The sequence below is a fragment of the Spiroplasma sp. AdecLV25b genome (assembly GCF_030913225.1).
Classification (GTDB): Bacteria; Bacillota_I; Bacilli_A; order Mycoplasmatales; family VBWQ01; genus Spiroplasma_E.
On sequence record NZ_JAQYTS010000034.1, the window covers coordinates 1 to 13580 of the forward strand.

Annotated in this window: 12 protein-coding genes and 1 riboswitch; of the genes, 2 read left to right on the forward strand and 10 right to left on the reverse strand. The window is 26.8% G+C overall.

Annotation, left to right across the window (positions count from 1 at the left end; all coding sequences use genetic code 4):
• The 8 genes from rnc to RDJ14_RS03405 all read right to left on the reverse strand — a co-directional run.
• Positions 1 to 610 (reverse strand): ribonuclease III (gene rnc / locus RDJ14_RS03370; RefSeq protein ID WP_308149966.1); only part of this gene is annotated, 610 nt, incomplete at its 3' end.
• Between the two features lie 20 nt (positions 611 to 630).
• Positions 631 to 1662, reverse strand: a complete 1032-nt coding sequence (gene plsX / locus RDJ14_RS03375) for a phosphate acyltransferase PlsX (RefSeq protein ID WP_308149967.1) — start codon at positions 1660 to 1662, stop codon at positions 631 to 633.
• 617 nt (positions 1663 to 2279) lie between these two features.
• The gene (locus RDJ14_RS03380; RefSeq protein ID WP_308149968.1) at positions 2280 to 2528 is read right to left on the reverse strand and encodes a hypothetical protein; all 249 of its coding nucleotides are present in this window, start codon (positions 2526 to 2528) and stop codon (positions 2280 to 2282) included.
• Between the two features lie 72 nt (positions 2529 to 2600).
• Positions 2601 to 3650, reverse strand: coding sequence for an energy-coupled thiamine transporter ThiT (locus tag RDJ14_RS03385; protein ID WP_308149969.1), 1050 nt, complete (start codon positions 3648 to 3650; stop codon positions 2601 to 2603).
• 64 nt (positions 3651 to 3714) lie between these two features.
• Positions 3715 to 3803: riboswitch (TPP riboswitch) on the reverse strand.
• A 137-nt stretch (positions 3804 to 3940) separates the two neighbouring features.
• Positions 3941 to 5008, reverse strand: coding sequence for a hypothetical protein (locus RDJ14_RS03390; protein WP_308149970.1), 1068 nt, complete (start codon positions 5006 to 5008; stop codon positions 3941 to 3943).
• A 53-nt stretch (positions 5009 to 5061) separates the two neighbouring features.
• The gene (locus RDJ14_RS03395; protein WP_308149971.1) at positions 5062 to 6417 is read right to left on the reverse strand and encodes a DUF2130 domain-containing protein; all 1356 of its coding nucleotides are present in this window, start codon (positions 6415 to 6417) and stop codon (positions 5062 to 5064) included.
• Positions 6418 to 6526: 109 nt separating this feature from the next.
• Positions 6527 to 7291 (reverse strand): hypothetical protein, encoded by a 765-nt coding sequence (locus RDJ14_RS03400; protein ID WP_308149972.1) that lies wholly within the window; start codon positions 7289 to 7291, stop codon positions 6527 to 6529.
• Complete coding sequence (locus RDJ14_RS03405) at positions 7242 to 8048, reverse strand: ABC transporter ATP-binding protein (RefSeq protein ID WP_308149973.1); 807 nt, start codon at positions 8046 to 8048, stop codon at positions 7242 to 7244. The genes RDJ14_RS03400 and RDJ14_RS03405 overlap by 50 nt, the downstream gene beginning before the upstream one ends.
• Before the next feature lie 171 nt (positions 8049 to 8219).
• Here RDJ14_RS03405 and alsS point away from each other — a divergent pair, with 171 nt between their 5' ends.
• Both alsS and budA read left to right on the forward strand, forming a co-directional pair.
• Entirely contained in the window at positions 8220 to 9884 is a 1665-nt protein-coding gene (gene alsS, locus RDJ14_RS03410; RefSeq protein ID WP_308149974.1) for an acetolactate synthase AlsS, read from the forward strand.
• A gap of 19 nt (positions 9885 to 9903) precedes the next feature.
• On the forward strand, positions 9904 to 10626 hold the full coding sequence (gene budA, locus RDJ14_RS03415) for an acetolactate decarboxylase (protein ID WP_308149975.1): 723 nt from the start codon (positions 9904 to 9906) through the stop codon (positions 10624 to 10626).
• Positions 10627 to 10794: 168 nt separating this feature from the next.
• On the opposite strand, the gene RDJ14_RS03420 is transcribed toward budA, so the two are convergent.
• Both RDJ14_RS03420 and RDJ14_RS03425 read right to left on the reverse strand, forming a co-directional pair.
• Complete coding sequence (locus tag RDJ14_RS03420) at positions 10795 to 11052, reverse strand: hypothetical protein (RefSeq protein WP_308149976.1); 258 nt, start codon at positions 11050 to 11052, stop codon at positions 10795 to 10797.
• A gap of 220 nt (positions 11053 to 11272) precedes the next feature.
• Positions 11273 to 13225, reverse strand: a complete 1953-nt coding sequence (locus RDJ14_RS03425) for a M60 family metallopeptidase (protein WP_308149977.1) — start codon at positions 13223 to 13225, stop codon at positions 11273 to 11275.
• Between the last annotated feature and the right edge of the window lie 355 nt (positions 13226 to 13580).

The window sequence follows — 13580 nt, forward strand, 5'->3', positions numbered from 1 at the left end:
CAATTAAAATTTTATTATCTAAATAAACATTGACAACAAAATAAGTCACATTATCTTTTTTAATTTGATCAACAGTTTTGTAGTTAATTGGATCACGTTTTTCAGCTTGAATTAATTCTTGTAATTTAGTTTTATAATCAACAATGGTTTCTAACTGATTATCTTCAATTAAGTGAAATAGTGTTAAATCAAGGATCGCTTTAACAGCTTTATCTCCTAAATCTAAATAAACAGCTGCTAAAAATGATTCAAAAATATCTGATAAAATACTTTCACGTTGTTGACCACCAGTATTTTTTTCACCATTTCCTAAAAATAAAAAGTGTTGTAAACCAAGAGCAATGGCTGCAGCAGCAAGTGTTTCTTGACGTACAGCTTTACTGCGTAAACTAGTTAATTGCCCTTCATGTTTTTCGGGAAATAAATGTCAAATATAGATTGAAATATTTTCGCCTAAAATAGAATCACCCAAAAATTCTAATCGTTCATACGAATAATCTAAATTATGTTCATTAGAAAATGAACGGTGTGTAAAAGCTTCGCGATAATTTTTATTATTTTTAATTTTATCTAACAAAGTTGATTTTAAAATATGTTCAATATTAATCATACTTTTTTCTCCTATAATATTTATGATAATGCTTCAATCTGTTTAGTAATTTTATTAGTAACATCTTGTTCAATAGCACGAATTAATAACTTTAATGTACTATAATAAGATTTTTTGTCACTTGAACCATGTGCTTTAAAAGCAATACCATTAATACCAATTAATTGTGCTCCCCCTGTATTTTTATAGTCAAAGGTAGTTTTAATATTTTTAAAAATGTTAAGTGATAATAATCCCACAAGTTTAGTAAAAATATTTTTTTTGTATCCATTTTTAATTAAAGTAAAAAGTAAAGATGCCATACCTTCTACTGACTTTAAAACAATATTACCTGAATATCCGTCACAAATAATAATATCTACTTCACCACTTAAAACATTACGTGGTTCAATATTACCGTGAAAATTTAAAAAACTAAGTTTACCATCTGATTGTGTTAATGCTTTTAATTTAGCATATGTGGCCTTAGTAACTTCTGGTCCTTTATTTTCTTCAGTTCCAATATTTAATAAACCAATTTTGGGTCGAGAAATACTTTGAATAGTTTGGCAGTAAATGTGTGCCATTAAGGCAAAATTTATCAAATCATCAACAGTATTTTCAATACTTGCACCAACATCCAATAATACTACTTGCTGATCTTTTATTAACGTAGGCATAATTGGCATAAAAGCAGGACGCTTAATTCCTTTTATTTCCCCTAATAAAAAATGACAAGTACCAAGGTAGGCAGCTGTGGAACCAGAAGTTAAAATACCATCAACTTCATTTTTTTTAACTAATTGAATGGCCTGACTCATAGATGAATTAGTCATCCTAATTCCCGCTAATGGACCATCATTCATAGTAATAACTTGTGTTGTTCCTTTAATAGTTAATGATGAAGGTATTGGCTTATTTTTTAATAACGTTTGTAAATTCCCTTTAATTTGTGCTTCATCGCCCACTAAAACAATATCTACATTTTTAAATTCATTTACTACTTGTAGTGCAGCAACAATAGCAGGAAGACTACCGTAATCTGAGCCCATTACATCAAAAGCAACTTTCATAATTCCTCCTATAAATATATTTTAAACAATCGAAACTTAATATAATGATAGTTTAATTATACGTTAATTTTAAAAAAACTTAAAAAAAGATTAACTGTATAAAAGTAATAATAACATTATTAACACTTTTAAAAGTAAATTTTTAACAATATTTTTGATTTTTTATTAATAATTTCTATTATTAGTATAGATAATAGTAATTATAACATCTGAATTATAGCTATGTTTAATAATTATTGCAATTTATTAATCAGCTTAATTTTATAACTTCTTAAGAACGAGATGTTTTTAAACTATTCTTTGAACAAAATATAAAAAATAAATATTTTTAAACGCTATACCCTAAACTTCAAAAATCTATTCATGCTAGGTTACTTGTGAAAATAAAATCCTTATAGAGTTTGTTTATCTCTGTAAGGATTAAACTAATATGAATATAAATTTTATTTTATCATATTTGGCATAATAAACAAAGTGAAAGTTATTTTTTTTCAATTCTTAAATCAAGAAACATATTTTAAATGTATATTAGGTAGTTTACCATTTCATAAATGTCCTAATGAATAAATAGCATTCAAAGGTGCAGTTAAAAAGTAAAAAAGCACTAAAGCATATAATTATCTTCAAAAATAAACTAAATGTGTTGCTGATTTTTGACAAAAACAAGTACCTGTTTTAGTTTCTCCTTTTAGTTTAGCATGTGCTTGGAAATGATCGGATCAACCTGTATCAACTGTATGTTGAGCATGTTCTCCTAATTCAATGGCTGCTAAAATAATCTTTTTATCAACTAATGATTTATTCATTAGTTCCATGTTACCATCCATAATAACAATATCTTCTTTAATTATTGATTCTTTTTTCATTTAAATCACCCTTTCACTAAATAATATTATAACATTAAAATGATAAATTTTAACAATAGAAAAATGTTTATTTTAACGATAACGTTCAACGTAATGACTTACTAAACCACGATAAATAAATGGCACTGTTAATTGCATAACTGGATAAGTAAATAAGAAAATATGAATAAAATTATAAACAAGTGAATAAAAAATTGGGTTAAAACCATTTCATGGTTTAGTACCAAATAGTTTTATTCAAACAAAATATCCTGACATTGTTTGTCACATATAAATAATTAAACAAACAATAAAGCAATGGAATCAATAATTAATATATGTAAATAAAGATTTATCAGCTTTTAAATTAAAGCGTAATAAAGCAATAATGGCTGGCGTTGTCATTGGTAAGAAGTAGCCTAATAAATAACTTCACGGACTAATAATGTTGCCTGCAGGAATAAATAGTAAACTCATTAAAGCACTAATCATACCTGTTAATCATCCTGCTGCAAATGATACACTAAAACTAATAACCATTAATGGAATATACTTAATAGCGATACCCCCACCATATGGTAAATGTGGTAGTAAATTTTCTTCAATAAAAGCACAAACAATAGTTAAAGCGCTAAACATTGCAATCATAACATAATCAACAGTAACTCATTTTTTAATACCAAGTGCTGCTTTAATTTTTTTACTTCATTGTGTTCTTAATAAAGCAAACCCTTGCGTTTTTTGTCATTGATAATGCTTAATAAGATTTAGGATTAGTACAATAACATTAATACTGCAAATTGCTAAGAATGAAAATACAAAAATATTTTCATGAATTTTATCAATATTAGCAGTTCAACTAATAATTGCTACTAATACAGCACTAGTTAGCAACAAAACTGATACTATAATTAAGCAAACTTTGCTACTATAAAACTTATATCCTATATCTGGATTAATATGAAAAAAGTTATTAATACGAGAAGCTGATAAAACACTGACTAAAATTAGAATACTTAGTAAAAAAACTAAGCTAATTAATGTAGATATTTTAAACAACATATTAACCATCATATCCTTTTTAATTTTATAATGGTTAATTTTTAATATTTCTGGTTCTTTTTTGATTTGGGTTAATAACATAAAATGATAGCTCCTTTATTTTTTTGAACACGAAGGGGCTATCATTTTTTAATATTATAAAGACAAATTAAAAAATAAAGTCTCCCTCCGCTAGTATTACCTAGATCAGGTTATAGGGTATTTCTCAGGCAAATGCCACCCCTGCTTTATATGGATATTGTTAAATATCAAATTAATTTGATACTTAACAACATTATAGCATTGTTAATTAGTAAATGAGATAAAAAATTATTTTAGATTAAATTATTTATTAAACTTATCTAGTTCAGATCTTTTACAAAAACAAATTTTTATTTAAAAGCCTTAGGTAAATAATCCATAAAGAAATCATTTAATAACTCTCAATTTCAATTTCTTTGAACTTCTGGAGTTAATATTCATTCGTTAAATGCTTCAGCAAATAATTCATCTGGAGGAATGTCCATATTTGAATTAACTCAATAACCACGACCGAAATTACTACGTACTACCACTAACGGAAATAATACTTTTTCTAGATCATGAGTAATCACAACATTACTTATTTCGTTTAAATATTGCATAAAATAGTCTACACAATTAGGAATTGAATGTTGTAATTGTGCAGATGAACTATTATTTTTAGGAACAGATGGTACTAAATTACAATTATCATTATTACTATTTACGTTTCAATTATCATTAAAAGTAGCACGTTTGGCATTATCTAAGTTTAAATAAATACTTAGTGCATGACCAAATTCATGAGCAACAATACTAATAATATCATCAGATGCCCATCATCCTTGACGATATTCTTGATCGATAAAACTAGTGTTAAAAGATTGACTATCAAAGCCCACTCTTAAATTATTATAAATAGGATTATAATTTGTTCATGCGACAATGTTATTGTTTAATGGTACTTCAGAAATATTTTGAATCAGTTTTGTTACCACATCTTTACTATATAAGCTACCAATGATGTTGTAAAGACGGAGAATATTTTTTTCTCCTATGGCCTTTTCAGCATTAGTAAGTTTTTCTTGATTAAGCAATTGATCTCAATTAGTTTCACTATAACGTATCCCCATTTTAGTTTTTAATAAGTCTTTTTGTAGACTAGCATAATCTTGTCATATTATTTTTGTTTCGCTAGTAATATTATCATACAAATTATTAAACTCATTAATGCTAGTATCGCTGGCTTTGTTAGCGATTTCAGTTTCATATTTCAAAATAAAATCATGCTCACCAGGAATGTAATATTGTAACATACTAACATTGTCATTACGGTTAAAATCATGAACAAATAATGAACACCCTGTTACTAGTAAACTGTTAATAGTAACTATCAATAAGCTACTAAAAAACGTGAAAAATCTAAGAATCTTTTTCATTTCCTCTACCCCCACCAGTGACTTGTTAAATAATTATAACATATCACAAAAGTTTAGAAAGTTTTTAGTTTATTCTCGATTTTTTCAGTTAGAATTATTTTTAAATTATCTTTAATTTTTGTTAAATTAGTAGTTGTTTTTCCTAAATCGGAAATACTTTTATCAAATTTATCAAATTCACCCATAACTTTTCCAATTAGTTTATTAAAGTCATTTTCCATTCATGATTTAAATTTTTCCATCATTTTTTCATCTTGGTTTTTAATTTGTTGTTGGTTTTCTAAGGTAAAACGCTTGTTGATTAACATTTTTAAAACATTAACTATTAATACTAAAATTTCAAAATCAGTATTAACAATGAAAATATTATTGTGTGTTTTAGAATGCGTAAATGGAGCATGAGCATATGTTCAAATAATTAGTCCAAAGTCACCATTTCATTCTTTTAATTCTTTGGCTAACTTGTCTTCAACATCACTAAGTGCTAATTTCTCTTGATTTTTTAATTCAAATAAGATTTTTCCCATTTCTTTTTTTTCATTGCGTGGATTAGTAATGCCTAACATAAAATCAGGTTTGCGACCATTAATAGCTTTTGTTGTTTTTTCAAAGTTATCGCTTAAGTAAAAAGTGTTCATTGTTCGTTCAAAATCGTTTTCTAAATTAGAACCTAAAATACCACTTTTAATACTACGTCCTTGTTCTAGTTTTAATGTTAGTTCAGTAATTTTTAAATTTAATTCACTTTCTTTTTTAATAGTTTGGTCTTTAATAGTATCAATTATTGTTTGTTTCTCTTTTACAACAGATAATTCTTTTGCAGTTAGTTGGGCTTTTAGTTCGGATTCGAAGTTTTTATTTATTACTTCTAATTCTTGGATTTTATTATTAAGGTTATTTAACTCTTTTTGTTTTTCAGCATTTAATTGTAAAGTAGTTTCTTTAACTGCTGTTTGAATTTTTTCAGTAGTAATTTTACTTTCTGTTAGTAAAGCATTGAGTTGTGATTGTAATTGATCAATTTCTAGTTGATGTTGTTTATTTAATATTACTTCTTTTTCACTAAGTGCTGCTTTAATTTTTTGTTCATTAGTTTGATTTATTACTTCTAATTCTTGGATTTTATTATTAAGATTATTTAACTCTTTTTGTTTTTCGGTATTTAATTGTTGAACAACTTTTTGTTGGTCTTTTGTTAATTGTGTTTCTTGAGTTTTTAGTTGCGCTTCTAAAATCGCTTTTTGTTGTGTTAATCACTGACTATGCAATTTATCTGTTAATGCTTGTTGATATTTTGCTTCTTGACTATTAAAAAATTCTTGTAAATGAGCAATCGCTTGTTCATTTTCTTGAAAATCTTTTTCGGTAATTGGTTTGTGACAATGAGGACACATAATTTTAAATGCCATAAATTAGTTATTTTCCTTTCTAAATTGAACGTAATAATTATAAGTGTACAGTATATAAAGGAAAAATTAAGGAAAATTTTAAATAAAGTAGTGTTATTACATTAATAATTTAATCAAATCATTTAAATAACTTTCATGTTAAGAAATAAATAACACAGCTTATTACAGTAATAACGAGAAAGGCACCAACAAAAATACCAATAACACCACCGATACCAATCATACTAATAAAATTAGAACTAACAATGCCACTTAAAAAATAAGTTAAAACAATTAAAGGAGCAACAATTAATAAACTAGCAATCGCTTGTCCAGTACGACTTTTAATAAGCACTGACATTAACAAGGCCACACCAGTAATAGTAATTGATAATACTAACGTAAATAAGATAATGATTAATATTTGTCAGCTAAGGATTGATGATAACATTGGTGATAATGGAACAGCATACCCCACAATGATTACTCCAATAAAAATAATGATATCAGAAATTAAAATTAGTGCTAAGTTGAATAATGAGGACATAATAATAAATTTAGTTCTACTAATCCGTGTTAATCCAATGCGACGATAAACAACACTCTGTTTTAAATCTAATAAAATTGCTAAAAAAGTTTGAATTGACAATGAAGCAGTTTGTGTTAATCAAATAATCATTAATACAATTCGTCCAATACTTTTGCCACTAGGTGATGCTAACACCAAATTATTACCTCAAATTGAAGCGGCAATAAAAATTAATGGTGAAATTAAAACGGAAAATAAAATAATCGAACGATTACTTTTTAAATAGCTAATAAATAAATTAATAACTGCTCAATCATTAATTTTGTTTTTTAAGATGTTTTTTTCATGACTTAGCTCATTTTTCATTACTTCCACCTCCTAAACGTTTTGCTAATTCTTCAGTATCATACATACCAATTTTATATTCTTTAAATTTAGTTTTAACATATTCTTCAACACTACCATATTCTTCAACAATAGTTTTAACATCATTAACACTAATAATTGCACCTTCAAACATAAAAATAACCTGTTGACAGAAACGCTCAATTTCTTGCATATTGTGTGAAACAATTAAAACTGATAAATCAGGTTTAATAAAAACTTCTTTTTCTAGTAGTTCATAAATTCGTTCGCGAACTTCCAAATCTAATCCAGTGGCTAATTCATCTAATATTAATAATTCTGGTTCAACAATTAATGCTAATAAAATATTAATCTTTTGTTGCTGTCCTCCTGATAATGTAATAATCGGTTTATTAATAAATGCTTCAGCATCTAAATAATATAATAATTTTTGAATATCTTGAATTGATTTGTTTAAACGATAAGCACGCAAATAAAATTGTGCCATGTCTCAACCAGTAACACCACGCGGATATTTAGTTTCTTGTAATTGCATTCCAATTTTTAAATCATCTTTTATATTAATAGTACCACTAGTAGGTGCTCGTAATTGCGAAATCATTTCACAAATTGTAGTTTTTCCTGTTCCATTTGGGCCAACAATCCCAATTCGTGAACCAATGGGAACGTCTAAACTAATGTTTTTAATTACCACATTTTTGTTATAGCTTTTAGAAACATTAATGATTTCAACATTATTTTTTTCATTTTTAGTCATAGGTGAATGTTCCTTTCTAAATGAATAAATCTTTATAAATCTTATCATAATTATTAGCTAAATTCTTAATTCTTTTACAATTGGTTTTTGATATTTTTTATAAGAATGATTTATTTGGTGTTAAGATTTTATTAGTAAAAGAAGATGTAGATATATAAGGAGAAACAACATATGAAAAAAGATTTCATAAAAACTGGTGCTGATTTAGTTGTTGACACGTTAATTAATCAAGGGGTTAAATATATTTTTGGAATTCCTGGTGCTAAAATTGATAAAGTGTTTGATGTTTTAAATGATCGTGGTCCACAATTAATTGTGGCAAGGCATGAACAAAATGCTGCTTTTATGGCCACAGCCATCGGTAGAATTACCGGTAAGGCGGGAGTTGTGTTAGTAACCTCAGGGCCTGGTGCTTCTAATTTAGCTACAGGGTTAGTAACAGCTAATGCTGAAGGCGATCCCATTGTTGCCATTGCTGGAAATGTGCAACGACAAGACCGTTTAAAACGTACACATCAATCAATGAACAATGCTGCTTTATTTGCACCAATTACTAAGTTTTCAAAAGAAGTTATTCATCAAGATAATATTTCAGAAACTATCACTAATGCTTTTCGTAGTGCTGAAAATGGAATACCTGGTGCTAGTTTTGTTTCATTACCTGCTGATATTATTACCTCACCAGTAGCAGTGCAAGCAGTTGCTGCAGTTACTAATGAACCTAAATTAGGAATTCCTACTAATAAAACAATTAAAGCATTGATTAACAAAATAAACGCTGCTAAGTTACCTGTCTTTTTATTAGGAATGCGAGCTTCTAGTACTAGTGTCACAACAGAAATTGGTAACATTTTACGTAACCATAGTTTTCCAGTGGTCGAAACATTTCAAGCAGCAGGAATCATCACGCGTGAATTAGAAAGCAATTTCTATGGACGGTTAGGTTTATTTAAAAATCAACCAGGTGATGATTTATTAAATGCCGCTGACTTAATCATAACCATCGGTTATGATCCTATTGAATACTATCCACGCATTTGAAATAAAAATTTAACACCAGTGATTAACATTGATGAAGTAATTAGTGATATTGATAATTTTTATCAACCAGTATTAGAAATTATTGGTAATATTAGTTTAACATTAAAAACATTTAACGAACAATTTAAAGGTTTAAAACTAAGTAAAGAAAAATTATTATTCTTAAATAAATTACAAGCTAAATTAAGCGATAATCAACAAATAACGTTTAAAAAAGACGCTAAGGTTCATCCCTTATTTTTAATTAATACCTTACGCAGTATAATTGATGATAGTGTTACTGTTACTTGTGATGTTGGTTCTCATTATATTTGAATGGCTCGCTATTTTCGTAGTTATAAACCACGAACATTATTATTTTCTAATGGTATGCAAACCTTAGGAGTAGCATTGCCGTGAGCCATTGGCGCAGCACTAGTACGACCAAATCAACGAGTGGTATCAATGTCAGGGGATGGTGGATTTTTATTTTCAGCCATGGAATTAGAAACAGCAGTACGATTAAAATTACCAATTGTCCATTTAATTTGAAATGATGGGACATATGATATGGTGGCGTTTCAACAAATTATGAAATATAAACGAACATCAGGTGTTGATTTAGGTCCTGTTGATTTTGTTAAATATGCTGAAAGTTTTGGTGCTATTGGTTTACGCGTTGAAAGACAAGAACAATTAGCAGATGTTTTAAAACAAGCATTAAATTATCAAACACCAGTCATTATTGATGTTATCATTGATTATAGTGATAATATTAATTTGGGACAAACCATGTTAGAAAATCAAATTTATTAGAAGGAAAGAATTATTAGTTATGGAAAAAAAATATCATAATTTTTATCAATATTCCACTATTTCTGCACTCATGGGTAAGGATTTTTATGGATCAATTAGTTTTAAAGAATTATTAACAAAGGGTGATTTTGGCATTGGTACTTTTGATAGTATTGATGGTGAATTAATTGTCTTAGAAGGTAAAACTTATCAAATGTTAAATTCAGGGCAAGTGAAAACAGTAACTAATGATATGACATCACCTTTTGCATCATTAACATGATTCAAAAGTAATATCAAAATTGCTTGTGATAATCTTACATATGAACAATTGGAAACTAAAATAACACAATTATTACCATCACCTAATCTTTTTTATGCTTATAAAATTACTGGTAATTTTCAACAAGTTATGGTCAGAACAGTTACAAAACAAACAATCCCCTTCCCATCATTACTAGCAGCAACTAAAGACCAAGCAGTAATGACAATTAATAATGTCAGTGGTGATATTGTGGGATTTTGAACTCCTAAATTTGCTAGTACCATCGGTGTTGCTGGTTTTCATAGTCATTTTATTAGTAATGATAAAATGCAAGGTGGTCATGTTTTTAATGTTATTAGTAACAAAATTCATGTCGAAATTAGTTACTTAAATAATATGGAATTACAATTACCAACAAGTAATAGTTATTTACAATATGAGATTGTTGAAAATAATTTACAAGATGCAATTAAGCAAGCAGAATCACAAAGAAAATAAGAAAAATAAAGATAGATAGACTGAACCCCTAAGATTTAATTAAAATGCTTACTCTTTTTTGTTTGTACTAGTTATTTCGCTTGTACAACAAGCATGTTTTGTTACTTTTGAATAATCCTCTATCATCACATAGTGTATTCATTAAAACATTATTTACCTTCTTCTATTTTAAAAAATAATCTCAAAAATAATTAGGGAAGGAAGTAAAGATATGCCATGAAAACCATTTTCAGAATTAGAACCATGTTGGGGATCATTACTAATTAGCAGTGAATATTCATTAGAAATGCGACTTAAACTAGTTTGCATTAATGAGAAAATAGTTGATGATAATAGTACTAAAATAACTAATCCTACTAATTGAATTTTATTGCGAAACGCTTGTTTAAAAGCATTTTTAAACAATAATAATGCTTCTTTTTTCATAATTTTAACCACCTTATTTTATTTACTCATAAAAGAAAACTATATGTTTAATTTTAACAGGAAAATTTATTTTTATGGAAAAAAAACAAAAATGATAAAGTTATTAATTTCTATGCTAAGTTCACAAAATAGTAGATAAAACTGAAAAGCATTAGAACCAATGCTTTTATAAACATTTCCAGAGTCGTGTAACAAAGAAGTAGGTACTTAAAACTAACTATTAAATTTTAACTAAATCATTGTCTTTAATAATAAATTTATTAAGTTTTTGAATGCTTTGATTTCAATTATATTCACTAAAATATTGTCCACAAGAAGGTTCAGCAAATCAAAAGTGAACTTGATAATTATTATAATAAGTAAGATTGTTTAAATTTTCAAACTTTAAAGTATTTTCATTACCATTAACACTTTCATCATAAATAAGTTGATTGTTATCATCATATACTTGAATTTCAACATATTTTTCGTCTTTAAAATAAGAATGAATTTCAGAATCATTACCAGCAAAAAATATCTTTTGATTAACAAAATCTAAATTAAAAATTCCATGTAAATCATCACCAAGACCAAGTATTTTAATACTATTATCATTTCTAATCTTAGTTGGAATTATATATTTATTACCAATTTTATTAGATTGATTAACGCTAATTGCAAAATAAGAATTATGTTTTGCATTCTTAGAATAATCAATATTGCTTCAATCAACTTGAGAAAGAGTATCAAATGTCATGTCTGTACTCATATTAGTAATATATTCTTTTGCAAGTTCTCTTGTAACTGACTGCCCAACTCGTAAATTTAGAATTGGTAAATTACTATCAACTTTTGGTCCAGTTACTACTTGATAATCAGGTAAAATATGATCAACAATAGCATTACTTTCAATATGACCATCAAAGATATTATTTCAAATATTAACTGTTAAATTGGGGTACTGACTAATAATTTTCTTTGTACTATCTGAAGTGTTAATTCCTCATTTTTCAAAAAAAGGAATTAAATTACGATTTGCTAGTTTAGAAGTCATTTGAATGAATAACTGATATTTTTGTTCATTAGATTGTGGTTTTTGTTCAGGACTCAATAATCGATACATTTGATTTAATGACGGAAAAAATGATTTGCCATAAGCCATATGTAATTGTAAAAACAGACCTAAACTACCCCAACAATCTAAGTTTTCAATATTTTTATTAGGGTCAGTAGATTCAATAAAATTTTTAATAGATTCAATAGTATCAAGACGAGTGAACATGCGATTTTTAAAACCTAATTGTTCTTCAATTGAAAAAGAATTAATATTAACTGTTACTTCACTAAATCCATCAAATTCATAATCTGGGTTTTGATAAGTATGACCAATTTCATGCCAAAGTGTTCATCATTCATTTAAAGACTTATATTGAAATAAATCTTTCCCTGCACCCGTATCTTGTTGAAAATCAACATAATTATCAGAAGCACAAGCATAACCTGAAGCAGTATCGGGATTAGCAATTTGGATTAGATTATGATATTTCAAAGCAACACCGTCATAATTCAAACCAAGACCACTAATGTAATTAGACATTTCATAGACTTTATCTCAGTTTTGAACTGTATAGTTAATATTATAAGTATTAGGGTTGTTGTTTAATCAAAGTTCTTTCGCTAGTGACATTTGAAAAGTACCAAAGACATTTTTACCAATGATTTCTACAAATGGAGAATCACTTCATTGTTGAAGTTGCTCTAAAAAGTTTTTATTACTAGTTTCATCAACTTTAAAAGTTGGAACATTTATTCCAGCTTCTACGTTAACTTGAACTTGAAACGATTTATCTTCGGTTTTATTACTTAAATACAACATACCTTCAGTATCAGAAATAATTGTGTTGATTTCATTAGTTAATTGATATTCTTTTGGTGATAAACTTTGACCAGCATTTAAATTAGCATAAACTCCTCATTGACCAATAAAAATACTAAATTTATTTTTACCAACATTTGGAAATGTAATGGTAACCTTTGATCCCTTAGTAACAAAAATTCCAGTTGGTGTAAATTGTGAGTGAATAAAACGAATATTTTCAATTTGACTATGTAATACATTATCACCTTGTGATAATGCCAAAACTTTTTTAGTAAGATTTGTTGTATATTGTTGATAGTTATTTTTACTTATCAAGTTATGATGATAAAAATCATTAAAATATTTATACTTTTAACATTATTAAGGCCACTACCAAAAAGCAAACTAGCACCAGCAATTATTGAAATTGATATTTTTTTCATAGTTGTTTCTCCCTACTAAATTAATTTTCAAAGATAATTCTATACCTTAGAATAATTTAATTCTATCTATATAATTTTAAAAATAGAGAATATTGATTTTTTAAATCTTATACTAGTTATTAATATTTTCTTTAAATACACCACTTAATTTTACAATAATATGATTCATAGAGATTAGTTTTAAAAAATAATCTCATCAATATTATCTTAACTATTTGTTATAGGAATTTTTATTTTAATCTTTTTAA